This window comes from Streptococcus sp. HMSC072D07, assembly GCF_001814835.1.
GTDB lineage: Bacteria > Bacillota > Bacilli > Lactobacillales > Streptococcaceae > Streptococcus.
Window position 1 is genome coordinate 17,039 of the sequence record NZ_KV818079.1, and the last position, 22,500, is coordinate 39,538.

The following is a 22,500-nucleotide window of genomic DNA, read 5'->3' on the forward strand; positions in this document are numbered from 1 at the left end:
AATATTTTAAGAAACATAGATGGGTTTAAAATCAGGGCCGGTTGGCCAAGTGATGACCCCAATATATCCTATACTCCTTTTGGAAAGTATGAAACTCTGCCCAAAGGATATAGTGACATAACCATTAACCTTAATTTTGGAGAAGGGATAAAGGGGGTGTTGATTCTTTTTGAAAGAAAGACTGATTCGAATATTACCCTATGGTATTCGGTGCACTATAACATAAAAAAGAAAGTACTCAAAAAGGAGCTTGCGATTTTTGAAGAGCCAAGGAAGCCAGGTCAATTTATTGATGATGAAGAAAAAGTAAGAGAATATTTAAGAAAAAATAATATTTCCAAAGAAGAATTAGAGAAAGACTTCGACGAAATCGTCAATCAAAAAGTCTTAAAAGACTGGTGTACCATTTATGACAGTAAGTACTCGCCAAGCAACTATGGTGAGGTCAAGATTGAAACCCAGTGGGAGAATTGGTGACGAGGGTCAGTAGATATTTTGGAAAATATCCTATGAATTGAAGTGGAAATCCCACCTAGAACGAACTAGGTGGGATTCTTTGCCTATAAATTAAAAAATTAGCGAATCTTGCTCTATTTTTTAACGTGTTCCGATAAAAAGGCGTAGGTCATGCTTCCAAAGATGGCACCAATTCCCAAACCTAAGACTAGTAAAGGGAGCGTTTTATCGAACTGGGAGAGGTTGTCCCAAAAGGTATTGAGGGGGAGATGCTGAACAAAGAGTTTGTGAAAGGCTGATAAGACAAACAAGCCAATTGGAATACTGATAAATACGCCCCAACTACGAAGGTTAATCTGGCTTTTGCTGTAGCTTTTGTGATGGATTTCGGACAGGTCATCCTTGTCTAAATGTAAGTTGCGAACTGCTAGTCTCGCCCTAGATGAGAGGACGAAGATAAGTCCAAAATAGAGGTAGGGCGTGGCATCTCGAACCAACTCTATGAAGCGTCCAAATAGGAGATAGAACAAGAAGAGTAGGAGGGAGGAGTAAACGATTTGGATCAAGGCACGAGCACAAGCCTTGTAAATCATCTCTTGACGGCATTCATCAAAAGGCCCTTGTATGTGAAAGAATAGTTTAAGTAAGCGAGTGGTGAAATCTTCTTTTTTCATGGGAGTAACCTCCTAAATGAGCGATTTTTGATTGACTTCTTTAAAGAGTTGATAGAGAGTATAGAAGTAAACCAAACTAAAAATGATACAGATTATTAGAAATACCAGGTATCTCCAATCCATAGGATTTGTTAAAAGTTGTGGAAAGGATACGAGGATAAAACAGAGAGATGCGTTTAGAAGACGTATTTTTTTTGATTGGATTTTCTGGAATCTCTGTCCCTTGTTCAATACAGGAAGGAATAAAAGAAAGATAATCAAGAAAGGATGCTCAATATGTCCAGAAAGTAGGAAAAAGGTAACAAAGATACTGATAAAAACATGACTGATCAGTAGTTTAGCTAGTGATTTCATAAGGCACCTCCTAGTCGTCTTCTTGGTCTTTCTTGGCCTTTTGAATGCGAAGAGAGACGATAATTTGCATCATCAGTCCAAAAAAGAACGCTCCCAGTATAGTTTTTAAAATATGTTTTGAATTCAGAAGAGAACTGATGAAATTTGGATTTTCACTGGTTAGGTTATCGATGAGTGGCATTATAAAAAATATCGCTATGCCGTAGATCAGACCGGCTTTTAGACCCGGAAAATGTAGCTTTTTACTTTCTTTTTGACTCAGCATTTCGGGATCAATAGCTGTGATGCCCGTTTTCTTGGTTTGAGAGACTACATAGAGGGCAGCCATCATCGAAATGCTAAATACCACGAGAGGATAGCCGATAGCGACAATTTGCGGGTATTTATAAGCAAGGACAAAGGGGATGAGGTTGCCAAATATCATCAGATAAAAGAGAACAATAAAGACCTGATTCCCGATACGATCGGCCTCGCGCCGTTTGTGTTCGTCAAGGGGACCAGAAATACCGTATATGCGTTTGATGAGTTTTTCAGTGAGAGTTTCTTTTTTCATTTGTTTGCTCCTTTTTTAAAAATCGTCTTCCCAAAAGAGACTGTTAAGGTCAGTTTGGAGGCTGTGGGCGAGATTGAGACAGAGTTCCAGGGTTGGATTGTACTTGTCATTTTCAATCATGTTGATGGTCTGTCTCGAGACACCGATATCTTTGGCGAGCTCGAGCTGAGAAATACCCAGTTCCTTGCGGAATTCTTTGACACGATTCATAGGGTCTCCTTTCTGATATGTCGTATATATTTGACTACATTATATTCTTTTGGAGATGAGATGTCAAGTATATATGACATATTTTTGAGAATTATTTTCGAAGAAACTTAGCCTTGTCTGACAAGTGCAAGCTGGTCAGATTTGTGGTAAAATAGATAAGATATGACAAAAGAATTTCATCATGTAACGGTCTTGCTTCATGAAACGATTGATATGCTTGACGTAAAACCTGACGGTATCTACGTTGATGCGACTTTGGGCGGAGCAGGCCATAGCGAATATTTATTAAGTAAATTGAGCGAAAAAGGGCATCTCTATGCCTTTGACCAGGACCAGAATGCCATTGATAATGCGCAAAAACGGTTGGCACCCTATATCGAAAAGGGGATGGTAACCTTTATCAAGGACAACTTCCGTCATTTGCAGGCACGTTTGCAGGAGGCTGGTGTCCAGGAAATTGATGGAATTTGTTATGACTTAGGGGTGTCCAGTCCTCAGCTGGATCAGCGTGAACGTGGTTTTTCTTATAAAAAGGATGCGCCACTGGATATGCGGATGAATCAGGAAGCTAGTCTGACGGCCTATGAGGTGGTCAATCGTTATGACTATCATGACTTGGTTCGGATCTTTTTCAAGTATGGTGAGGATAAGTTTTCTAAACAGATTGCCCGTAAGATTGAGCAAGCGCGTGAGGTGAAACCAATTGAGACAACGACGGAGTTGGCAGAGATTATCAAGTCGGCCAAGCCTGCCAAGGAGCTCAAGAAAAAGGGGCACCCTGCCAAGCAGATTTTCCAGGCTATCCGAATCGAAGTCAATGATGAGCTGGGCGCTGCAGATGAATCCATCCAGCAGGCCATGGACATGCTGGCTCTGGATGGTAGAATCTCGGTCATTACCTTCCATTCGCTGGAAGACCGCTTGACCAAGCAACTATTTAAAGAAGCTTCAACAGTGGAAGTTCCCAAAGGCTTGCCCTTCATTCCAGATGACCTTAAGCCCAAGATGGAATTGGTATCCCGCAAGCCAATCTTGCCAAGTGCTGAAGAGCTAGCAGCCAACAATCGTTCGCATTCAGCCAAGTTGCGCGTGGCTAGAAAAATTCACAAGTAAGAGGAAAAACATGGCAGAAAGAATCGAAAAAACAAGCCAGTTATTGCAAACGAAGTTCAAAGGTTTTTCACGTGTGGAAAAGGCCTTCTATGTTTCGATTGCTGCAACAATGATTATCCTGGCAATTAGCGTTGTGTTTATGCAGACCAAGCTATTACAAGTTCAGAATGAACTGACCAAGGTCAATGCTCAAATCGAAGAAAAGAAAACCGAGCTAGACGATGCCAAGCAAGAGGTCAATGAATTGATTCGTTCAGAACGTTTGAAAGAAATTGCAAACTCCAAGGATTTGCAGCTGAATAACGAAAATATCCGAGCAGCGGAGTAAAAAATGAAACAGTGGAAAGAAAAAATCATCCGTTATGCCGTTCGTAACCGTAAATCTCCAGAAGAAAATCGTCGAAGAGTAGGAAAAAGCCTGAGTTTATTGGCTGTCATACTCTTCGCGGTCTTTTTGGTCAACTTTGCGGTCATTATCGGAACGGGTAAAAAATTTGGTAAGGACTTGGTTCAAGAAGCCAACAAGGTCCATCAAACAACCAAGACGATTCCTGCAAAACGGGGAACCATCTATGATCGAAATGGGACACCTATTGCTGAGGATGCAACTTCTTATAATATCTATGCTGTTATTGACAAGACCTACAAGTCAGCAACAGGCAAAATTCTCTATGTAGAGGATTCTCAATTTAATAAGGTAGCTGAAATTTTCCATAAGTATCTGGATATGGAAGAGTCCTATGTCAAAGAACAGCTTTCTCAACCAGATCTAAAACAGGTATCTTTTGGTACCAAGGGAAATGGGATTACCTATGCCAATATGATGGCCATTAAAAATGACCTAAAAACTGCTGGCGTGGAGGGAGTTGACTTTACAACTAGCCCTAACCGCAGTTATCCCAATGGACAGTTTGCTTCTTCCTTTATCGGTTTAGCGCAACTCCATGAAAATGAGGATGGGACCAAACGTTTGATTGGGACATCTGGATTGGAGAGTTCTTTAAATAACATTCTGGCGGGTACAGATGGGATCATCACCTATGAGAAAGATCGTCTGGGAAATATTGTTCCGGGTACAGATCAAGCTTCTCAACAAACAGTAGATGGAAAAGATGTCTACACAACCCTTTCTAGTCCCTTGCAATCCTTTATGGAAACCCAGATGGATGCCTTCCAGGAAAAAGTAAAAGGCAAGTATATGACGGCTACCTTGGTTAGCGCTAAAACAGGGGAAATCCTGGCTACGACCCAACGGCCGACCTTTAATGCAGATACCAAGGATGGCATCACAAAAGACTTTGTCTGGCGTGATATCCTCTATCAAAGTAACTACGAACCAGGATCAGCCATGAAGGTCATGACGTTAGCTTCTTCTATTGACAACAATACCTTCCCAGGTGGAGAATACTTCAATAGCAGTGAATTAAAAATAGCGGATGCGACGATTCGAGATTGGGATGTTAATGATGGTTTGACTACTGGTGGGATGATGACTTTCTCACAAGGTTTCGCTCACTCCAGTAATGTTGGAATGAGTCTACTTGAACAAAAAATGGGAGATGCGACTTGGCTCGATTATCTCAATCGCTTTAAGTTTGGGGTGCCGACGCGTTTTGGTCTGACTGATGAGTATTCAGGTCAATTGCCTGCAGATAATATTGTTAATATTGCCATGAGTGCATTTGGTCAGGGGATTTCTGTAACGCAGACCCAGATGCTACGTGCTTTTACAGCTATTGCCAACGATGGGGTTATGTTGGAACCGAAATTTATCAGTGCCCTCTATGACCCCAATGACCAGTCTGTTCGTAAGTCTCAAAAGGAAATCGTCGGAAATCCTGTGTCAAAAACAGCAGCGTCCTCTACTCGGGAGCATATGGTCATGGTCGGAACAGATCCTGTCTACGGTACCATGTACAACCACAGTACAGGAAAACCAAATGTCAATGTTCCAGGTCAGAATGTCGCCCTCAAATCAGGGACTGCTCAGATTGCCGATGAGAAGAATGGGGGTTACCTGACAGGTGAAACCAACTATATCTTCTCTGTTGTGTCGATGCATCCTGCAGAAAATCCTGACTTTATCCTCTATGTAACGGTGCAACAGCCAGAGCATTATTCAGGCGTTCAGCTGGGAGAGTTTGCCAACCCAATCCTTGAGAGAGCCTCTGCTATGAAAGAATCCCTCAATCTTCAGTCAACTGCCAAGAGCTTAGATCAGGTCAGCAAGACGACAAGCTATGCTATGCCGGCTACCAAAGACTTTACTCCGGGTGACCTAGCAGAAGAATTGCGCCGAAACCTGGTCCAACCAATTGTTATCGGAACAGGAACCAAGATCAAGGAACTCTCGGTTTCTGAAGGAGATAATTTGGAAGCCAATCAGCAGATCTTGATCCTGTCAGATAAGGTCGAAGAAATGCCTGATATGTACGGCTGGACAGATGAAAATGTGCAAACATTTGCTAAATGGCTGAATATAGAAGTCGAGTGGGAAGGTAGTGGCAAAACGGTCAAGAAACAAAGTGTCCGTGCCAATACAGCCCTAAAAGACCTTAAAAAAATGAAAGTAACTTTAGGAGATTAAGATGATTAGTTCCATTAGTGCTGGAATTCTAGCCTTTCTATTGACCTTGATTGGCATTCCAGCCTTTATCCGATTTTATCGAAAAGCACAGATTACGGGTCAGCAGATGCACGAGGATGTCAAACAACACCAAGCTAAAGCTGGGACTCCAACCATGGGAGGTCTTGTCTTCCTTATCGTTGCAGTAGTTGTGAGCTTTCTTATTGCTCTCTTTACCCAACAATTGACCAACAATGTAGGCATGATTTTGTTTATCTTGGTGTTGTATGGTTTGGTAGGTTTTCTGGATGATTTCCTCAAGGTCTTTCGTAAGATCAACGAAGGCTTGAATCCTAAGCAAAAGCTTGCTCTCCAGCTCCTTGGAGGAGTGATTTTCTACCTCTTTTATGAGCGTGGTGGCGATATGCTTTCAGTTTTTGGCTACCAAGTTCATTTGGGTTTTTTCTATATTTTCTTTGCCCTTTTCTGGCTAGTTGGTTTTTCCAATGCGGTGAATCTGACTGACGGGATTGATGGCTTAGCGAGTATTTCCGTGGTGATTAGCTTATCGGCCTACGGTGTGATTGCTTATATGCAAAATCAATTGGATATTCTTCTTGTGATTCTTGCCATGATTGGTGGTTTGCTAGGTTTCTTCGTCTTTAACCACAAACCTGCCAAGATCTTCATGGGAGATGTAGGAAGTTTGGCTCTTGGTGGGATGCTAGCAGCAATCTCTATGGCCCTCCACCAAGAATGGACCCTTTTGTTGATTGGGATTATCTATGTCTTTGAGACAAGCTCTGTTATGATGCAGGTTACCTACTTCAAACTTAGTGGTGGAAAGCGTATTTTCCGTATGACACCTGTGCATCACCATTTCGAGCTTGGAGGATTCTCAGGCAAGGGCAATCCTTGGAGCGAGTGGAAGGTTGACTTCTTCTTTTGGGGAGTTGGGCTCCTAGCAAGTCTCTTGACCCTAGCCTTTTTATACTTACTGTAAAACTAACTTTTGATGACAAAATAAAACAGGATGAAGGTGATCTTCATCCTGTTTTTGTGTGCTTAAAGGTTAGTTGGAGTCATCCTTTCTTCCTTTTAACATAAAAGTAGCTGTAAGGGCTAGGCTGAGTCCTGCTAAGAAGAGGAGTGGGTTGGACGCTTCTCCTGTTGCTGGAAGTTCTTCTTTAGGAGAATGATTTCCAGTTTTCGCAGGGATCAGACTAGCTGAAAGTTGTTCAGCCTCGTGTGCCAAGGTTTCTGTATCTGAAGTACTTGGTTTTTCATCTGTACTAGGGGCTGTTCCAGCAGCTTGATAGACGACAGCATAGGTACTGAAATGACTAGTGATGAATTCTGCCTTTCCTTCTCGAACGTCGAAATCAAGGGCTTGCAACTCCTTGGTCGGAGTAATATAATAGACCTTTTCTACGCTAGCTGAAATAGGCAAGCGAACCAAGACAGAGCTTTTTGGCTGCAAACTATGATCTGTTGGATTTTTCAGTTGTAGGTCGTAAGCATCATAGGTCTTGCTAAAGAGTTCTTGAGCTAGGACACGTCGGCTAGAGATGTGAGAAATTCCTTCTAGGTCACTGACTCCACCAATAATTTCTACTCCAGTTTCCTTATCTTTTAAGACTCGAACTGGATAATCAGGAAGGCTAAGGGTTGGAGCAGCCTGATCCCCACTAGTTCCGATAGGCTCGGTGTACTCAGGTTTTTCAACAGTAGGAGCTTCCTCTTGCCCTGCCGTTCCGATCGGCTCAGTGTATTCAGGAATTGTCACTGTAGGTGGTTCCTCTTGCCCTGCCGTTCCGATAGGTTCGGTGTATTCAGGCTTTTCTACAGTAGGAGACTCTTCTTGCCCCGCCGTTCCGATAGGTTCGGTGTATTCAGGCTTTTCTACAGTGGGTGGCACTTCTTGCCCTGCAGTCCCGATAGGTTTAGTGTATTCCGGAATTTCAACAGTAGGAGCTGGTTCGTCTCCCTTACTTGTAGTTGGCTGGCTCTCGTCAACCTTCTTCTTATCTTTTTTAGTAAAGACAGCTACGACCGGGCTACTTGTGGTAGTTCCTTGAATGGCATAAGCTTCAATCGCTTTTCCAGTTTGTCGATCAGTAGCCTCAGGGATTGGCATTTGAACTTGATTGTCTTGGATTGATAGCACGGTCTGATCCCCACTTGTAACCAGATGCGTTTCGTCCACTTTGCGCAATACTAGAGGATCTTTGACACCTGGGAAAGTTACAGCGATGGCTTCCCAGTCTCCAGATGGTAGGGTTAAGGAAATTTCTTTGTCATTTTCCTTAAGAGGTGCGATACTTGGACTATCTATACCAATAGCAGGGGCTTTGATGATATCAAAGGAATCTAGAGAGATTTTCTTGCGACCTTCTGGCGAATCTGAGTCAACTTGTAATGTCAAGGTGTGCGGACCGTCAGTAAGGTTTGTAAATTCGCCAATAAAAGCTCTCTTTTCAGTTGCACCTGAAGTGTAGAAGTCTAGACTTGGCATTTCTTTGCCATCTAGTGTAACACGTGCTCGTCCAAGGGCAAGGCTCTTCAAGCCATAAATACGAATGCCCGTCCCTGTAAAGGAAATAGTTGCCTGAGCTTCTGAAGCCGCACTAGAGTCGCTGTTGTTAATATCAGCGTATTTTTCTGTACCACCGTAGAGTTCAGGGTCAGACCAGTCCTTAAACTGGGCACCATACTGGATGCGCGGGTCGCGATCATCCATCTTTTCAATCGTGTTGCCTGTTCCTGCTAGGACCTTGAAGTAGTCTAATGAAATTTTCGAGCGTTCACTTCCTCGTCCTTTGTGTTCACGTTTAACACTAAGAGTCAATGTGTGAGGTCCGTCTGACAATCCTGTAAAGCGACCGATGAGGCTGCCTTTTTCAGTTGCCCCAGCAGTATGGAAATCAAGTTCGCCAACTTCTTTGCCATCAATTTTAGCAGTAGCAAGACCTAGTTCGGACGATTTTAGTCCATAGATTTCGATGCCAACACCATTGAAAGGAATAGTAGCAGTCACGTCTTCGTCTGTGTAGTTTCCTTTTGAAAGATCAGCAAACTTCTCCGTTCCTCCAAATAATTCTGAGTCTGCCCAGTTTCCAAAGGCAGCCCCGTACTGGATGCGACTGTCTCGGTCATCCATCAATTCACTAGGAGTTTCTACAGTTGCCTGTTCAGATACTTGTGTGGAAAGCTCGCCCAGCATAGCCTTTACAGTATAAGTATAGGCGAGTTGAGGATTTAGTGATCGGTCGATAAAGTGGGTTTGATTGGTTACAAATTCTCTAGTTGCAGAGGTTTGGCCAGATTCGTCTTTTACTTGTCTTTGGATGACATAGTGGGTAGCGCCTTCTACTTGGTTGAAGGTGAGTTCGGCAGTGACTCCATTTTGTCGAACTGCTGTCAGGCTGGTTACACGACCAGGAAAATGTTCAAAGGTAATGACGTCACCTTTTTGCGTTGCAAGCTGGATACGATTATCTTTAAGGATCGTTGCCTTGACTGGTTTGCCATTGACCATGATTTGGCTAGCTTCGATATTTGGATAATCTACAACCAGGTCTCCACCGACATTTGAAAGGAAGGACAAGCTTTGCAAGTTCTTATCTTTCCATTTCATGCTGACTTCAAAGTTACCACGGGCAACTAATCCAGAAACTTGACCGTCTTTCCAAGCATCAGGAAGGGCTGGCAATGGTGCAATATAGCCAGTGTGTGATTGAAGGAGCATTTCTGCCATCCCACTGGTTGCTCCGAAGTTGCCATCGATTTGGAAAGGCGCGTGGGTATCCCAAAGGTTTTCTAGGGTTGAATACTTGAGCTGTTCAGCGAGTAAGCGATGGGCACGGTTACCGTCCAGCAGACGAGCCCAGAGGTTGATTTTATTGGCCTTAGACCAACCAGTACCACCATCTCCACGGTGGTTGAGGGTTGCACGCGCAGCCTCTAGGTATTCAGCTTGGTCCTTGCTAAAGAGCGTACCTGGGAAGAGACCAACTAGATGGGAAACGTGGCGGTGTTGATTTTCAATCCCTTCATTGGTGAATTGGGGACTGTCCTCCTCGTACCATTCCTTGATGCGTCCCTCTTTGTTGATGTGAAGTGGTTTTAGTTTGTCAAATTTAGCCTTGACCTCTGTGACTAAGTCTTGGTCCACTTTCAGATGGTTGGCAACTTCCATGTAGTCGTGGAATAGCTGCCAGACTAGCGATTGGTCAAAGGTGTTTCCGATAGTGATGGTTCCGTGTTCTGGTGAGTAGGATGGAGAAGACACCCAACGGTCACTGGCCTGGTCATAGTGCAAGAAGGAATTCCAGAACTTAGCTGTTTCCTTGAGCATTGGATAAATCTTTTCTTTGAGATAGGTCTCATCCTTGGTGAATTTATAGTAGTCATAGACATTCTGCATCATCCAAGCGTTGGCTGCTGGAGACCAACCCCAATAGTAATTCCAACCTGGAGTAGTCCAGCCAAATGGTGTCGCCTGGGTGTGGACCAGCCAACCATTTTCTTGTCCGTCTTTGGATTCGATACCTGCGTATTCCTTGGCAGCGATACGGCCATAGTAACGCATGTCGTCAATGTAATTGATCATTGGCTTGGATGTTTCAGCAAGGTTGCTCATGTAGGCTGGCCAATAGTTCATTTGCAAATTGACATTGAGGTGATAGTCAGCGTTCCAAGGTGGATTGTCTACAGCATTCCAGACTCCTTGTAGGTTGGCAGGAAGGGCATCTGTCCGATCACGAGACGAACTGATGAGTAGATATCGGCCGTATTGGAAGAAGAGTTCTTCCAATTTTTGCCCTTTTTCTGGGTTATAGCCTTGAAGGGCCTCTTTTGTCGTTTGAGCAGTCTTGTTTCCACCTAGGTTTAGTTTAACGCGGTTAAAGAGACTTTGATAGTCCTTGATATGGGCCTTTTTAAGTGTCTCGTAGTCTTTGGCCTTAGCGGCTTCTACAATACCCTTAACCGTTTTTTCGAGGTCAATGTCTTTTCGATAGTTGGTTTTTGGATTTTGAGCAAAATTAGTCTTGGCGCTGAGATAGAGGGTTGCGTAGCTTGCGCCAGTGACGGTTAGAGTCTCATTCTGAACAGTAACTGTTCCATCCGTTTTAATTCCTAGATAGGATGCAAATTTGAGGCCGTTATCTTTGACAGTTCCCTTTAGAAGGATTCCGTTTGCATCTGTAGTGACATGACCATTCTTATAGTTGGAATATTCCCAAGAGTAGTTGCCATTAGCAAGCAAATCTTCTGTCAAACTGTTCCAAAGGGTAAAGTCAAGTGCCTTGTTTCCTTTTTTGGTCAAGTGGGTCACGGTGACATCGTCAGGATAGCTGGAGAAGGTTTCGCGTTTGAAGGTCGTCCCATCTTGGGTGTAAGAAGTGGTCGTAGTGGCTTCGGTGATGTCTAGATTACGGTGATAATCAGTTACAGTATCTAGTCCTTTCTTCTGGTTATTAAAGACCATGAAGATATCACCAAAGGCTAGGTAACGTCCATACTGGGTGTTGTTTGGTCCAACTAGATTTTGTTCAGCTAGCTGTTTTGCTTTTTGGCGATCACCAGCTTCGAGGGCTTTACGTATCTCTGCTAAGACCTTGTAGCGATCCTTGTAGTTTCCTCCGTTATAGTCGGTGCTATCGGGTTGTGGTCCTCCTGACCAGAGGGTCTTTTCGTTGTACTGGATTCTCTCTTCCCCAATCAGACCGAAAACCTTGGCTCCCATCTCTCCATTTCCGACAGGAAGGGCTTGTTTTTCCCATCCATCATAGGAGGGAGCTGTTGGTTGATCGTAGTTGAGTTGATAGTTTTCTTGCTTTGTCACCGGCTGATCTGTTTTTTCAGGTTCCTTATTTTCTTTAGCTTCTACAATGGCTTCTTCACTAGCTTGACTATTTGTTGTCTGAGTCTCCACAGCTGGCTTGCTTTCGGAAACTACTGGACTCTCGGCTTGAGACGGATTTGTAGTTTCAGTAGCTTCAGCTGCTTTGGGCTCACTATCAGGCTTAGTGATAGCTTCGACAGAGGTTGGTTCAGTTTGCTTAACCTCAACACTGTCTGCGGCTACAGTGTGGTTGACTAGAAAAACGGCCCCCAGTAAAACAGAAGCAGTCCCAACCGTCAGCTTGCGAATGCTATAGCGACAGGATTTCTCCCAAAAGTGTTTTTTCATAAAACTCTCCTTTGTGTATTCGAAACCGCTTACATTTTATAAAGCAATTTCGTTTAATTTGTTTCTATTTATCTCCTCACCTCCCATTCTAATGGTCATCTAGCATTTGTCAAGAGGTTTTTGGCGAAAAACATATTTGAGATTGCTTTTTCTTAAAATAGTAGAAGAAAGTGAGGAAAGGGTGGAATTATTCATAATTTCATAGTTCAATTTGATTGTAAGACTAGCTTAGAATTGGCTTAACCCCCTCTTGAAAGCGTAAAACAAACTAGTCAGGAAAGTCACTTTATGGTATAATATAGAAGACTCAAAAAGAAACAGGAGAAAAAGAATGGATTTACTTTTAGCAATTGTCTTGATTGTGCTAGCTTTTCTAGGGGGAGCTCTTGGAGGGATTTACTTGGCTCGTAAGCAAATCGAAAAAAAATATGCTGACAACCCCCGTTTGAACGCTGACGCAGTTCGTGCTCTCTTGAGTGCAAATGGTCAAAAACCAAGCGAAGCCAAGGTACAACAAGTTTACCACCAAATCATCCGCCAACAAAAAGCAGCCCTTGCTAAGAACAAAAAGAAATAAATAGGAAAAGTCTGGGATGAAAGTTCCAGACTTCTCACTATGTTCAATAGTTCTCAAGGATAAGACTTTTTCCTTGCATTCTATTGATATTTGATTATGATTAAGAGAGAGGCAGTTGCCATTCTATCAAGCTGTCTATCCGTTCATTTAGGACGAGTAATTATGATGAACTATCAATCAGAAAAAAGACTAGAAAGAAGACTATATGGATAATCGACCAATTGGTTTTTTGGATTCGGGTGTCGGTGGCTTAACCGTTGTTCGTGAGCTCATGCGCCAGCTTCCCCATGAAGAAATCGTCTATATTGGAGATTCGGCACGGGCGCCCTATGGTCCCCGTCCTGCTGAGCAAATCCGTGAATATACTTGGCAGTTGGTTAACTTTCTCTTGACCAAGGATGTCAAAATGATTGTCATTGCTTGTAATACTGCGACTGCGGTCGTCTGGGAAGAAATCAAGGCGAAACTAGACATTCCTGTTCTAGGTGTGATTTTGCCTGGAGCTTCGGCAGCCATCAAGTCCAGTCAAGGTGGGAAAATCGGGGTGATTGGAACTCCCATGACGGTACAATCAGACATCTACCGTCAGAAAATCCATGATTTGGATCCAGACTTACAGGTGGAAAGTTTGGCCTGTCCCAAATTTGCTCCTCTGGTAGAGTCAGGTGCACTTTCGACTAGTGTGACCAAGAAAGTGGTTTATGAAACCCTGCGCCCCTTGGTCGGCAAGGTGGATAGCTTGATTCTGGGTTGTACCCATTATCCGCTCCTTCGCCCCATCATCCAAAATGTCATGGGACCAAAGGTTCAGCTCATCGATAGTGGGGCAGAGTGTGTACGGGATATCTCGGTTTTACTGAACTATTTTGAAATCAATCGTAGCCGAGATGCAGGACCACTTCAACATCGTTTTTACACAACAGCCAATAGCCAAAGTTTTGCCCAGATTGGGGAAGAATGGCTGGAAAAAGAGATTCATGTGGAGCATGTAACATTATGACAAACAAAATTTATGAATACAAGGACGACCAGGACTGGTATGTCGGTGTCTGGGACGTCTATGGAGGCATCTACAGTCTCATCAAAGATCCGCTTAATCTTGATTTTATGGATTTAGCGCGGATTTTTCGTGATGAGGAAAATGGCTTTCCAATTACGATAACGGTGATGCGCTGGTCTTCTAACTACCGTCTGCTCTCCTTTATCGTTGAGATTTTAAATGCGGAAGCAGGACGAAACTTGGAAGTCATCCAACGTCAGGGAGCCCTGCTCTTGGTTGAAAATGGGCAACTCCTGCATGTAGAATTGCCTAAAGAAGGGGTCAATGTTCAAGACTTCTTTGAAACTAGCAAGGTTAGAGAAACCTTGTTGATTGCGACTCGTAACGAAGGCAAGACCAAGGAATTCCGAGCTATCTTTGACAAGCTAGGCTATGATGTGGAAAATCTCAATGATTATCCAGACCTACCTGAAGTTGCTGAAACGGGTATGACCTTTGAAGAAAATGCTCGCCTCAAGGCAGAAACGATTTCCCAATTAACAGGCAAGATGGTGCTAGCAGATGACTCAGGTCTCAAAGTCGATGTCCTTGGTGGCTTGCCAGGTGTTTGGTCAGCCCGTTTTGCAGGAGTGGGAGCAACCGACCGTGAAAACAATGCCAAACTCTTGCACGAATTGGCCATGGTCTTTGAACTCAAGGACCGTTCGGCTCAATTCCACACAACCCTAGTCGTAGCTAGTCCAAACAAGGAAAGCTTGGTGGTTGAAGCTGACTGGCCAGGTTATATCAACTTTGAACCCAAGGGTGAAAATGGCTTTGGTTATGATCCGCTCTTCCTTGTGGGAGAGACAGGTAAGTCAGCAGCTGAATTAACCCTTGAAGAAAAAAATAGCCAATCCCACCGTGCCTTAGCCGTTAAGAAACTTTTGGAGGTATTTCCATCATGGCAAAGCAAACCATCATTGTAATGAGTGATTCCCATGGCGATAGCTTGATTGTGGAAGAAATTCGTGATCGTTATCTGGGGAAAGTTGATGCCATTTTTCACGATGGTGACTCAGAACTCCGTCCAGACTCTCCGCTCTGGGAAGGCATTCATGTCGTCAAAGGAAATATGGACTTTTATGCTGGCTACCCAGAACGGTTGGTGACTCAACTTGGTCCCACTAAGATCATCCAGACGCATGGACACTTGTTTGACATCAATTTCAACTTTCAAAAGTTGGACTACTGGGCTCAGGAAGAAGATGCCGATATCTGTCTCTATGGTCACTTGCATGTGCCAAATGCTTGGATGGAAGGCAAGACTCTTTTTCTAAATCCAGGCTCCATCAGCCAACCACGAGGGACTATCAGAGAATGTCTCTATGCTCGAGTGGAGATTGATGACAGCTATTTTAAAGTAGACTTTTTGACACGTGACCATGAGGTTTATCCAGGCTTGTCCAAGGAGTTTGCTCGATGATTGCCAAGGAATTTGAAGCATTTTTATTGGAGCAGGAAGAGACTTTTCTTACCCCTGCTGAGAATCTAGCAGCCTTGATTGATACCCATAACGCTGACCATGCAATTTTGGTGCTGAGCCAAATCACCTATACCCGTATCCCTGTTGTGACCTTTGACAAACGCTTTGTTGGAACCATTGGTCTGAGGGACATTTTGGCTTATCAAATGGAGCAAGGTTTGACGGATGAGCAGATGGCAACGACAGACATCGTCAATATGACCAAGACAGATGTGGCAGTCGTCGCTCCAGACTATAACATCACAGAGGTCCTCCATAAACTGGTGGATGAACCCTTCTTGCCAGTGGTAGATGGTGAAGGAATTTTCCAAGGAATCATCACGCGCAAGTCCATCCTCAAGGCCGTTAATGCCCTCTTGCATGACTTTAGTAAGGAATATGAGATTCGATGCAAATGAGAGATAGGATTTCAGCCTTTTTAGAGGAAAAACAGGACTTGTCTGCCAATTCCAAGCAGTCTTATAAGTATGATCTGGAGCAATTTTTAGACATTGTAGGTGAACGAATCTCTGAGACTAGTCTTAAGATTTACCAAGCCCAGCTAGCCAATCTAAAAATCAGCGCCCAGAAGCGAAAACTTTCGACCTGTAACCAATTTCTCTACTTTCTCTATCGAAAAGGAGAAGTGGACAGCTTTTACCGTCTGGAATTAGCCAAACAAGCTGAAAAGAAGACTGAAAAGCCAGAGATTCTAAATTTAGACTCTTTTTGGCAGGAAAGTAATTATCCAGAAGGACGCTTGCTGGCGCTTCTTATCTTGGAAATAGGGCTCTTGCCGAGTGAGATTTTAGCCCTTAAGGTTGCAGATATCAATCTGGATTTTCAGGTGTTGCGAATTAACAAGGCTTCCCAACAGAGGATTGTCACCATTCCCACGATCTTAATCCCAGAGCTAGAACCCTTGATGGGGCAGACCTATCTCTTTGAAAGGGGAGGGAAAGCCTATTCTCGTCAGTGGGCCTTTCGTCAGCTGGAGTCCTTTGCCAAGGAGAAAGGTTTCCACGCCTTATCCGCTCAAGCCTTGCGGGAACAGTTCATTCTAAGACAGATAGAAAAGAAGGTCGATTTGTACGAAATTGCAAAAAAATTAGGATTAAAAACAGTCCTGACCTTAGAAAAATATAGATAATGGATATTAAATTAAAAGATTTTGAAGGGCCCCTGGACCTGCTCTTGCACCTGGTTTCTAAGTACCAGATGGATATCTACGATGTGCCTATCACAGAAGTCATCGAACAGTATCTAGCCTATGTCTCAACTCTGCAGGCCATGCGTCTGGAAGTGACGGGCGAGTATATGGTCATGGCCAGTCAGCTGATGCTGATCAAGAGCCGCAAGCTCTTGCCAAAGGTAGCAGAAGTGACAGACTTGGAGGATGACCTAGAGCAGGACCTTCTCTCCCAAATCGAAGAATACCGCAAGTTCAAGCTCTTGGGTGAGCACTTGGAGGCTAAGCACCAAGATCGGGCCCAGTACTATTCCAAAGCGCCAACAGAGTTGATTTACGAAGATGCGGAGCTTGTACATGACAAGACGACCATTGACCTCTTTTTGGCTTTTTCAAATATTCTAGCCAAGAAAAAAGAGGAGTTCGCTCAGAATCACACAACCATCCTGCGGGATGAGTATAAGATTGAGGACATGATGGTCATTGTAAAAGAGTCCTTGTCAGGACGAGACCAGTTGCGCTTACAGGATTTGTTCAAGGAAGCCCAGAATGTTCAAGAGGTTATTACCCTCTTTTTGGCAACCCTAGAGTTAATCAAAACTCAGGAACTGATCCTCGTGCAAGAGGAGAGTTTCGGAGATATCTATCTCATGGAAAAGAAGGAAGAAAGTCAAGCGGAGCAAGGTTAGACTTGATAGAGAGGAAAGATGAGTACTTTAGCAGAAATAGAAGCGCTCTTGTTTGTGGCAGGTGAAGATGGGATTCGAGTCCGCCAGTTGGCTGAACTCCTCTCTCTGCCACCGACAGGCATCCAACAGAGTTTAGAAAAATTAGCCCAGAAGCATGAAAAAGACCAAGATTCGAGCTTGTCCCTAATCGAGACAGGTGGTGCATACAGATTGGTCACCAAGCCTCAATTTGCAGCGATTTTGAAGGAATACTCCAAGGCACCCATCAACCAAAGTTTGTCTCGGGCTGCCCTTGAGACCTTGTCCATCATTGCCTACAAGCAACCGATTACCCGAATTGAGATTGATGCTATTCGTGGGGTCAATTCTAGTGGAGCTCTAGCTAAGCTACAAGCTTTTGAATTGATAAGAGAAGATGGGAAAAAAGAAGTGTTGGGCCGCCCCAACCTCTATGTGACTACGGATTATTTCCTAGATTACATGGGAATTAACCATTTGGAAGAACTGCCAGTGATTGATGAGCTTGAGATTCAAGCCCAAGAAAGCCAATTATTTGGTGAAAGGATAGAAGAAGATGAGAATCAATAAATATATTGCCCACGCAGGTGTGGCCAGTAGGAGAAAAGCAGAAGAGCTGATCAAACAAGGCTTGGTGACGGTCAACGGCCAAGTGGTGCGTGAACTAGCAACCACTATCAAAGCTGGCGATAAGGTTGAAGTTGAAGGACAACCTATCTACAACGAAGAAAAGGTCTACTATCTGCTTAACAAACCACGTGGAGTGATTTCCAGTGTGACAGATGACAAGGGCCGCAAGACTGTTGTGGACCTCTTGCCCAATGTCAAGGAGCGCATTTACCCAGTTGGACGTTTGGACTGGGATACATCAGGTGTCTTGATTTTGACCAACGATGGGGACTTTACAGACGAGATGATTCACCCCCGTAATGAGATTGACAAGGTCTATGTCGCGCGTGTTAAAGGTGTGGCCAACAAAGAAAACCTTCGTCCCTTAACTCGTGGTCTTGAGATTGATGGCAAGAAAACTAAGCCAGCTGTTTATGAGATTCTCAAAGTAGATCCAGTTAAAAATCGCTCTGTAGTACAGTTGACTATCCATGAAGGGCGCAACCACCAGGTTAAAAAGATGTTTGAAGCTGTCGGTCTCCAAGTGGATAAGTTGTCTCGGACACGTTTTGGACACCTAGACTTGACAGGCCTTCGTCCGGGAGAATCTCGCCGCCTTAACAAAAAAGAAATCAGCCAACTACACACCATGGCTGTAACCAAGAAATAATGAAACGAATCTTAATAGCTCCAGTACGCTTTTACCAACGTTTTATCTCACCAGCCTTTCCACCCTCTTGTCGTTTTGAGCCAACTTGTTCCAACTACATGATCCAGGCTATTGAAAAACATGGCTTCAAGGGTGTTCTGATGGGCTTGGCTCGGATTTTACGTTGCCATCCCTGGTCGCCAATAGGAAAAGATCCTGTCCCAGACCACTTTTCACTCAAACGGAATCAAGAAAAAAAATAACCCAACATCACCTGATGTTGGGTTTTCTTGTTTATTTCAAAGCTTTTTGAGCGTCTTCAATCATGAGTTTAGTTGATTCAAGTCCGCCTCCGCTTAGATACCAGAGGTCTGGTGTTAGTTGGATGATTTTACCATTTTTAGCAGCAGGAGTTTCAGCGATGAGGGCATTTTCTAGGACGCCATCGTTGCTTGAGTTGTCCCCACCAATGGCAAGGGTACGGTTGATGACAAAGAGGATGTCAGGATTGATTTCTTTGACACTTTCAAAGCTGACTTCTTGTCCGTGGCGAGAGTCTTCAAATTTGGTGTCAGTTGGCTTGAATTTTAAGGTTTGATACAAGAAAGAGAAACGAGATTGGGCACCAAAGGCAGCCATTTTTCCTTCATTGAGGAGGATAGCAAGGGCTTTTTTGTCAGAACTTTCGTTTTTAGTAGCGACTTCTTGGATGCTCTTATCTAGGTTAGCCAATTCTTGCTTGGCTTTCTGAGTGCCTGTTTCACCAAAGGCGCTTGCAAGGGATTCGATGTTGGTCTTGGTAGAAGTCCAGTAGTCGTCCTTACTTGCTTGGAAGAGAACGGTTGGAGCAATTTCTTTGAACTTGTCTACGAATTTTTGGGTACGTGGAGAAGCGATAATCAAATCCGGCTCAAGAGCAGCAATGGCTTCTAGGTCTGGCTCAACCATGGAACCCACATTGTTGACATTTCCTGTAAGATTTTTTAGGTAAGTCGGAACAGTTTTTGTAGGCATTCCGACGATATTCTTTTCAAAACCTAAAGCGCGAATAGTATCCGCAGCACCGAGGTCAAAGGTCACAATCTTTTCAGGAACCTTTGAAAGTTTGACCTCATCTAGTGAACTTTTAATGGTTATCTCTGTTGGAGCAGAGCTACTTGTCTCTGTCTGGCTATTGCTTGAATTTGTATTTGTACTACATGCACCAAGTAAGAGCAAGAAGCTGGCAGCTAGGGCAGTGAGATAAAGTTTAAGGGATGTTTTCATGATTTCTCCTTTTTAAAATATAGTAACGATTTAGGGAGTCTCTTATATAGGATTGTTAGCTAAGAGACAGAGGATTCTCTAACATGAGTTCAGAATAGTTAGCTATAGATACAGATCTTTTTGCCATTGATATCAGCCAGCGTGATGGGAATCTCATAAAGTTGACTGAGCAGGTCAGCCTGCATGATTTGAGCAGTCGTTCCCTTGCAAAAGACTTGACCGTCTTTAAAGGCAACAATTTCATCCGCATACTGGCTAGCCATGTTGATATCGTGGAGGACGATGATAATGGTTTTGCCAAGTTCCTCCACCAGTCGCCGAAGGATCTGCATCATGCTGACGCTTTGCTTGATATCGAGGTTGTTGAGCGGTTCGTCTAGCAAGATAAAGTCAGTATCCTGAGCTAGTACCATGGCGATAAAGACACGTTGCAACTGTCCACCAGACAGACTATCGATGTAGCGGTCTTTTAAGTTGGTCAGTTCCAGATAGTCCAGAGTTTCTCGGATTTTTTCCCAGTCCTCTGCCTTCAGTCGACCACGGCTGTAGGGAAAACGTCCAAAGCTGACCAGTTCTTCTACAGTCAATTTGGCTTGGTAATTGATCTTCTGCTTTAGGATGGTGAGCTCTTTGGCTAGTTCTTGCGAATTCCAGCTCTCGATTTCACGGCCTTTGATACTGAGAATTCCCTGATCTTTCTTGGTCAGTCTGCTCATAATGGAGAGGAGAGTTGATTTTCCAGCACCATTTGGACCAATGAAGGCTGTCAGTTTCTGAGGACTGACTTCAAGCGAAATGTCTTGCAAAATATCCTGTTTTTGAATGGATTTGTCAATGTTTTCCAGTTTCACCGACGCGCCCTCCTGTATAGTAAGATAAAGAATAAGAAGCCACCCACACTCTCAATGATCATGCTGATGCGAATTTCCAGCGCAAAGACTCGTTCGATGAGGGCTTGCCCCAAGGTTAAGCTAATAAATCCAATTAGAATGGCTACGATAAAGAGCAACTTGTGTCGATAATCTTTGACGATTAGGTAGGTAAGATTGGCCAGCATAAAGCCGAAGAAGGCCATAGGCCCTACCAAGGCAGTGGCTGTTGAGGTCAAGAGCACGATGCCCCAGAGGAGTTCTCTCTGTTCTTTTTCAACATCGAGTCCAAGTATCTGAGCCGTTTCTCTTTGCAGGTGCAAGACATCCAGAACGACTGCTTTTCGAAAGAAAAAGATTGTCAAGGCGAGGATGATCAGAGAACCGATGGCTAGGATGGAAGTGTTGAGATGTTGAAAGGAGGCAAAGAGACTGTTCTGCAGTTTATCGTATTCATTTGGATCCATCAGAACTTGTAGGAAGGTACTGATATTTCGAAAGAGACTTCCGAGCGCTAGGCAGATTAGCAGAATGAAGACCAGATCTTGCTTCATCAGCGTTTTCAAGTAGCCTTGTAAGGCGAGAAAAAAGAGGGATTGAAGCAGAAGCAAGACTAGAAATTCTAAGACAGGAGACTTTCCAAGCTGTAGAAATTTGCTTTCAAATATCAGTAGCAGGGTTTGTAACAAGACATAGAAGGATTCGATTCCCAAAATACTTGGTGTCAGAAAGCGATTTTCCGTCAGGGTTTGAAAACTAATGGTCGAAATCCCTGTCGCGATGGCTACCAAGAGATAAACGATGATTTTTTGGGAACGCAACTTCCAGGCAAAGGCAGACAGATGGGTGAAGGGCCAAAAGTAGAGGAGACAAGCTCCGATGGCCAGAATAATGAGAAGGCAAAAGAGCTTGGTATGTTTGCTTTTAAACGGCATCTTTTTGTCCCCCTCTCCAGAGAAGTAGGATAAAGACGAGGCTACCGATGATTCCTAGTAGGAGACTGACAGACAGCTCATAGGGCCGAATCAAGACTCGAGAGAGGATGTCGCAGGCCAGAACCATATTGGCTCCGACCAGAGCGACCATGAGTTTAGTTTGGCTCAGATTATCTCCATAGCGCTTGCGGACAAGATTGGGAACGATGACCCCGAGAAATGGCAAGGCACCCACGGTAATCATGGTGACACTTGTCGTTAGCGCCACTAGAAATAGGGCCAGCTTTTCAAGTAGGGAGTAAGAAATCCCCAAACTCTCACTGGTTTCCTTACCCAGATTCATGATGGTAAAGGTTTGGGATAATTTCCAAACGGCTATCAGGATAATGAGGCCTAAGAAGAGCCACTCATACTGATGGGTCTGAATCATGGAGAAGGAGCCCTGGGTCCAGGCCGTCATACTCTGAACCAGATTGAAACGATAGGCGATAACTTCTGTGACAGAACCGATAATCCCACTATAGATGATCCCGATCAAGGGCAACATCCACCTTTCCTTTATAGAAAAAATAGTCATAAAGGCCAGGAAGAAGAGGGTAAATAAAATGGATGAGCCAAAAGCAAAGAGCATCTTTTGGGTCAGACTCGCAGACGGAAAGACAAAGAGGCTTAACACCATTCCCAGTTTGGCAGCTTCTGTCGTTCCGACTGTACTCGGAGCAGCAAACTGATTTTGGGTAATGGTCTGCATGAGGAGTCCTGCCATGCTCATACTAGAGGCTGCAAGGAGAATACTGATGGTTCTTGGAAGACGCGACTCTTGAAAGAGAAGCCAGGTCTGTTGGTCAAAAGCAAAGAATTTTTCCCAAGAAAAATCACTGGTTCCAATGGTAATGGAGAGAAAGACCAGGAGTAGAAGTAAGCCTGTTAAAATATGAGAGAGTTTCATGCCCCGTCCTTTCATGTAGATTTGGTATAAAAATACCCTTGGAGATAATGTAACACGATTTTTTTAATCTGTCAATAAATTTTCTGACAATTTAATGTAAAAAGAAAGAAAAATTTCTGAAATA

At 43.8% G+C, this 22,500-nt stretch carries 24 protein-coding genes; 15 read left to right on the forward strand and 9 right to left on the reverse strand.

Features of this window, described 5'->3' with window-relative positions; genetic code table 11:
* Window positions 1-477 (forward strand): TipC family immunity protein (locus tag HMPREF2991_RS08935; RefSeq protein WP_070683897.1); only part of this gene is annotated, 477 nt, incomplete at its 5' end.
* 113 nt (window positions 478-590) lie between these two features.
* Here HMPREF2991_RS08935 and HMPREF2991_RS08940 read toward each other — a convergent pair.
* The 4 genes from HMPREF2991_RS08940 to HMPREF2991_RS08955 are packed head-to-tail and all read right to left on the reverse strand — an operon-like array spanning window position 591 to window position 2,247.
* Window positions 591-1,130 (reverse strand): DUF3278 domain-containing protein, encoded by a 540-nt coding sequence (locus HMPREF2991_RS08940; protein ID WP_070567826.1) that lies wholly within the window; start codon window positions 1,128-1,130, stop codon window positions 591-593.
* A 12-nt stretch (window positions 1,131-1,142) separates the two neighbouring features.
* Window positions 1,143-1,484, reverse strand: a complete 342-nt coding sequence (locus tag HMPREF2991_RS08945; protein WP_070567828.1) for a hypothetical protein — start codon at window positions 1,482-1,484, stop codon at window positions 1,143-1,145.
* Window positions 1,485-1,494: 10 nt separating this feature from the next.
* Window positions 1,495-2,037 (reverse strand): DUF3278 domain-containing protein, encoded by a 543-nt coding sequence (locus HMPREF2991_RS10795; protein ID WP_083303867.1) that lies wholly within the window; start codon window positions 2,035-2,037, stop codon window positions 1,495-1,497.
* A 15-nt stretch (window positions 2,038-2,052) separates the two neighbouring features.
* Window positions 2,053-2,247 (reverse strand): helix-turn-helix transcriptional regulator, encoded by a 195-nt coding sequence (locus HMPREF2991_RS08955; RefSeq protein ID WP_070567830.1) that lies wholly within the window; start codon window positions 2,245-2,247, stop codon window positions 2,053-2,055.
* A gap of 162 nt (window positions 2,248-2,409) precedes the next feature.
* Here HMPREF2991_RS08955 and rsmH point away from each other — a divergent pair, with 162 nt between their 5' ends.
* From rsmH to mraY, 4 genes are read left to right on the forward strand one after another with little or no spacing between them, the layout of a single operon-like run.
* Entirely contained in the window at window positions 2,410-3,360 is a 951-nt protein-coding gene (gene rsmH / locus HMPREF2991_RS08960; RefSeq protein WP_070567832.1) for a 16S rRNA (cytosine(1402)-N(4))-methyltransferase RsmH, read from the forward strand.
* Window positions 3,361-3,370: 10 nt separating this feature from the next.
* Complete coding sequence (gene ftsL, locus HMPREF2991_RS08965) at window positions 3,371-3,688, forward strand: cell division protein FtsL (protein ID WP_000840795.1); 318 nt, start codon at window positions 3,371-3,373, stop codon at window positions 3,686-3,688.
* Window positions 3,689-3,691: 3 nt separating this feature from the next.
* Window positions 3,692-5,947: a penicillin-binding protein PBP2X gene (pbp2X, locus tag HMPREF2991_RS08970; protein WP_070567834.1), complete on the forward strand. Its 2,256-nt coding sequence runs from the start codon at window positions 3,692-3,694 to the stop codon at window positions 5,945-5,947.
* A gap of 1 nt (window position 5,948) precedes the next feature.
* Window positions 5,949-6,929 carry a phospho-N-acetylmuramoyl-pentapeptide-transferase gene (gene mraY / locus HMPREF2991_RS08975; protein ID WP_070567836.1) on the forward strand — a complete coding sequence of 327 codons (981 nt, stop codon included), beginning with the start codon at window positions 5,949-5,951 and terminating at the stop codon, window positions 6,927-6,929.
* 69 nt (window positions 6,930-6,998) lie between these two features.
* Here the strand turns inward: mraY and HMPREF2991_RS10800 are convergent, their stop codons facing one another.
* A complete protein-coding gene (locus HMPREF2991_RS10800; protein ID WP_083303868.1) occupies window positions 6,999-12,122 on the reverse strand; it encodes an SIALI-17 repeat-containing surface protein in 5,124 nt (1,707 codons plus the stop codon).
* Window positions 12,123-12,453: 331 nt separating this feature from the next.
* Between HMPREF2991_RS10800 and HMPREF2991_RS08985 the strand changes: the two genes are divergently transcribed.
* From HMPREF2991_RS08985 to yidD, 10 genes are all read left to right on the forward strand, one after another.
* Window positions 12,454-12,699, forward strand: a complete 246-nt coding sequence (locus tag HMPREF2991_RS08985) for a YneF family protein (protein WP_000364984.1) — start codon at window positions 12,454-12,456, stop codon at window positions 12,697-12,699.
* A 205-nt stretch (window positions 12,700-12,904) separates the two neighbouring features.
* Window positions 12,905-13,699 (forward strand): glutamate racemase, encoded by a 795-nt coding sequence (gene racE / locus HMPREF2991_RS08990; RefSeq protein WP_057489219.1) that lies wholly within the window; start codon window positions 12,905-12,907, stop codon window positions 13,697-13,699.
* On the forward strand, window positions 13,696-14,667 hold the full coding sequence (locus HMPREF2991_RS08995; RefSeq protein ID WP_070567837.1) for a nucleoside-triphosphate diphosphatase: 972 nt from the start codon (window positions 13,696-13,698) through the stop codon (window positions 14,665-14,667). Before racE ends, HMPREF2991_RS08995 begins: the two co-directional genes overlap by 4 nt.
* Entirely contained in the window at window positions 14,643-15,164 is a 522-nt protein-coding gene (locus HMPREF2991_RS09000; protein ID WP_001118939.1) for a metallophosphoesterase, read from the forward strand. Before HMPREF2991_RS08995 ends, HMPREF2991_RS09000 begins: the two co-directional genes overlap by 25 nt.
* A complete protein-coding gene (gene cbpB, locus HMPREF2991_RS09005) occupies window positions 15,161-15,622 on the forward strand; it encodes a cyclic-di-AMP-binding protein CbpB (RefSeq protein ID WP_000560697.1) in 462 nt (153 codons plus the stop codon). The genes HMPREF2991_RS09000 and cbpB overlap by 4 nt, the downstream gene beginning before the upstream one ends.
* Window positions 15,619-16,353, forward strand: a complete 735-nt coding sequence (gene xerD, locus HMPREF2991_RS09010) for a site-specific tyrosine recombinase XerD (RefSeq protein ID WP_306806718.1) — start codon at window positions 15,619-15,621, stop codon at window positions 16,351-16,353. The genes cbpB and xerD overlap by 4 nt, the downstream gene beginning before the upstream one ends.
* Window positions 16,353-17,081, forward strand: coding sequence for a segregation/condensation protein A (locus HMPREF2991_RS09015; RefSeq protein ID WP_070683901.1), 729 nt, complete (start codon window positions 16,353-16,355; stop codon window positions 17,079-17,081). The genes xerD and HMPREF2991_RS09015 overlap by 1 nt, the downstream gene beginning before the upstream one ends.
* A gap of 18 nt (window positions 17,082-17,099) precedes the next feature.
* Complete coding sequence (gene scpB, locus HMPREF2991_RS09020) at window positions 17,100-17,669, forward strand: SMC-Scp complex subunit ScpB (protein WP_070683905.1); 570 nt, start codon at window positions 17,100-17,102, stop codon at window positions 17,667-17,669.
* Complete coding sequence (locus HMPREF2991_RS09025) at window positions 17,656-18,378, forward strand: pseudouridine synthase (protein ID WP_001222214.1); 723 nt, start codon at window positions 17,656-17,658, stop codon at window positions 18,376-18,378. The genes scpB and HMPREF2991_RS09025 overlap by 14 nt, the downstream gene beginning before the upstream one ends.
* Window positions 18,378-18,620, forward strand: coding sequence for a membrane protein insertion efficiency factor YidD (yidD, locus tag HMPREF2991_RS09030; protein WP_033606311.1), 243 nt, complete (start codon window positions 18,378-18,380; stop codon window positions 18,618-18,620). Before HMPREF2991_RS09025 ends, yidD begins: the two co-directional genes overlap by 1 nt.
* A gap of 31 nt (window positions 18,621-18,651) precedes the next feature.
* Here yidD and HMPREF2991_RS09035 read toward each other — a convergent pair whose 3' ends face one another.
* The 4 genes from HMPREF2991_RS09035 to HMPREF2991_RS09050 form a co-directional block, all read right to left on the reverse strand.
* Window positions 18,652-19,623, reverse strand: coding sequence for a siderophore ABC transporter substrate-binding protein (locus HMPREF2991_RS09035; RefSeq protein WP_070567841.1), 972 nt, complete (start codon window positions 19,621-19,623; stop codon window positions 18,652-18,654).
* Window positions 19,624-19,721: 98 nt separating this feature from the next.
* Window positions 19,722-20,474, reverse strand: coding sequence for an iron ABC transporter ATP-binding protein (locus HMPREF2991_RS09040; RefSeq protein ID WP_000764283.1), 753 nt, complete (start codon window positions 20,472-20,474; stop codon window positions 19,722-19,724).
* On the reverse strand, window positions 20,471-21,427 hold the full coding sequence (locus HMPREF2991_RS09045; protein WP_070567842.1) for an iron chelate uptake ABC transporter family permease subunit: 957 nt from the start codon (window positions 21,425-21,427) through the stop codon (window positions 20,471-20,473). Before HMPREF2991_RS09045 ends, HMPREF2991_RS09040 begins: the two co-directional genes overlap by 4 nt.
* Window positions 21,417-22,376 (reverse strand): ABC transporter permease, encoded by a 960-nt coding sequence (locus tag HMPREF2991_RS09050; RefSeq protein ID WP_070567844.1) that lies wholly within the window; start codon window positions 22,374-22,376, stop codon window positions 21,417-21,419. The genes HMPREF2991_RS09045 and HMPREF2991_RS09050 overlap by 11 nt, the downstream gene beginning before the upstream one ends.
* Between the last annotated feature and the right edge of the window lie 124 nt (window positions 22,377-22,500).

What these genes read in the sequence shown, in the direction of transcription:
- HMPREF2991_RS08940 (WP_070567826.1), bottom strand. Translation starts at nt 1,130, where the DNA reads ATGAAAAAAGAAGATTTCACCACTCGCTTACTTAAACTATTCTTTCAC.
- HMPREF2991_RS08945 (WP_070567828.1), bottom strand. Translation starts at nt 1,484, where the DNA reads ATGAAATCACTAGCTAAACTACTGATCAGTCATGTTTTTATCAGTATC.
- HMPREF2991_RS10795 (WP_083303867.1), bottom strand. Translation starts at nt 2,037, where the DNA reads ATGAAAAAAGAAACTCTCACTGAAAAACTCATCAAACGCATATACGGT.
- HMPREF2991_RS08955 (WP_070567830.1), bottom strand. Translation starts at nt 2,247, where the DNA reads ATGAATCGTGTCAAAGAATTCCGCAAGGAACTGGGTATTTCTCAGCTC.
- rsmH (WP_070567832.1), top strand. Translation starts at nt 2,410, where the DNA reads ATGACAAAAGAATTTCATCATGTAACGGTCTTGCTTCATGAAACGATT.
- ftsL (WP_000840795.1), top strand. Translation starts at nt 3,371, where the DNA reads ATGGCAGAAAGAATCGAAAAAACAAGCCAGTTATTGCAAACGAAGTTC.
- pbp2X (WP_070567834.1), top strand. Translation starts at nt 3,692, where the DNA reads ATGAAACAGTGGAAAGAAAAAATCATCCGTTATGCCGTTCGTAACCGT.
- mraY (WP_070567836.1), top strand. Translation starts at nt 5,949, where the DNA reads ATGATTAGTTCCATTAGTGCTGGAATTCTAGCCTTTCTATTGACCTTG.
- HMPREF2991_RS10800 (WP_083303868.1), bottom strand. Translation starts at nt 12,122, where the DNA reads ATGAAAAAACACTTTTGGGAGAAATCCTGTCGCTATAGCATTCGCAAG.
- HMPREF2991_RS08985 (WP_000364984.1), top strand. Translation starts at nt 12,454, where the DNA reads ATGGATTTACTTTTAGCAATTGTCTTGATTGTGCTAGCTTTTCTAGGG.
- racE (WP_057489219.1), top strand. Translation starts at nt 12,905, where the DNA reads ATGGATAATCGACCAATTGGTTTTTTGGATTCGGGTGTCGGTGGCTTA.
- HMPREF2991_RS08995 (WP_070567837.1), top strand. Translation starts at nt 13,696, where the DNA reads ATGACAAACAAAATTTATGAATACAAGGACGACCAGGACTGGTATGTC.
- HMPREF2991_RS09000 (WP_001118939.1), top strand. Translation starts at nt 14,643, where the DNA reads ATGGCAAAGCAAACCATCATTGTAATGAGTGATTCCCATGGCGATAGC.
- cbpB (WP_000560697.1), top strand. Translation starts at nt 15,161, where the DNA reads ATGATTGCCAAGGAATTTGAAGCATTTTTATTGGAGCAGGAAGAGACT.
- xerD (WP_306806718.1), top strand. Translation starts at nt 15,619, where the DNA reads ATGAGAGATAGGATTTCAGCCTTTTTAGAGGAAAAACAGGACTTGTCT.
- HMPREF2991_RS09015 (WP_070683901.1), top strand. Translation starts at nt 16,353, where the DNA reads ATGGATATTAAATTAAAAGATTTTGAAGGGCCCCTGGACCTGCTCTTG.
- scpB (WP_070683905.1), top strand. Translation starts at nt 17,100, where the DNA reads ATGAGTACTTTAGCAGAAATAGAAGCGCTCTTGTTTGTGGCAGGTGAA.
- HMPREF2991_RS09025 (WP_001222214.1), top strand. Translation starts at nt 17,656, where the DNA reads ATGAGAATCAATAAATATATTGCCCACGCAGGTGTGGCCAGTAGGAGA.
- yidD (WP_033606311.1), top strand. Translation starts at nt 18,378, where the DNA reads ATGAAACGAATCTTAATAGCTCCAGTACGCTTTTACCAACGTTTTATC.
- HMPREF2991_RS09035 (WP_070567841.1), bottom strand. Translation starts at nt 19,623, where the DNA reads ATGAAAACATCCCTTAAACTTTATCTCACTGCCCTAGCTGCCAGCTTC.
- HMPREF2991_RS09045 (WP_070567842.1), bottom strand. Translation starts at nt 21,427, where the DNA reads ATGCCGTTTAAAAGCAAACATACCAAGCTCTTTTGCCTTCTCATTATT.
- HMPREF2991_RS09050 (WP_070567844.1), bottom strand. Translation starts at nt 22,376, where the DNA reads ATGAAACTCTCTCATATTTTAACAGGCTTACTTCTACTCCTGGTCTTT.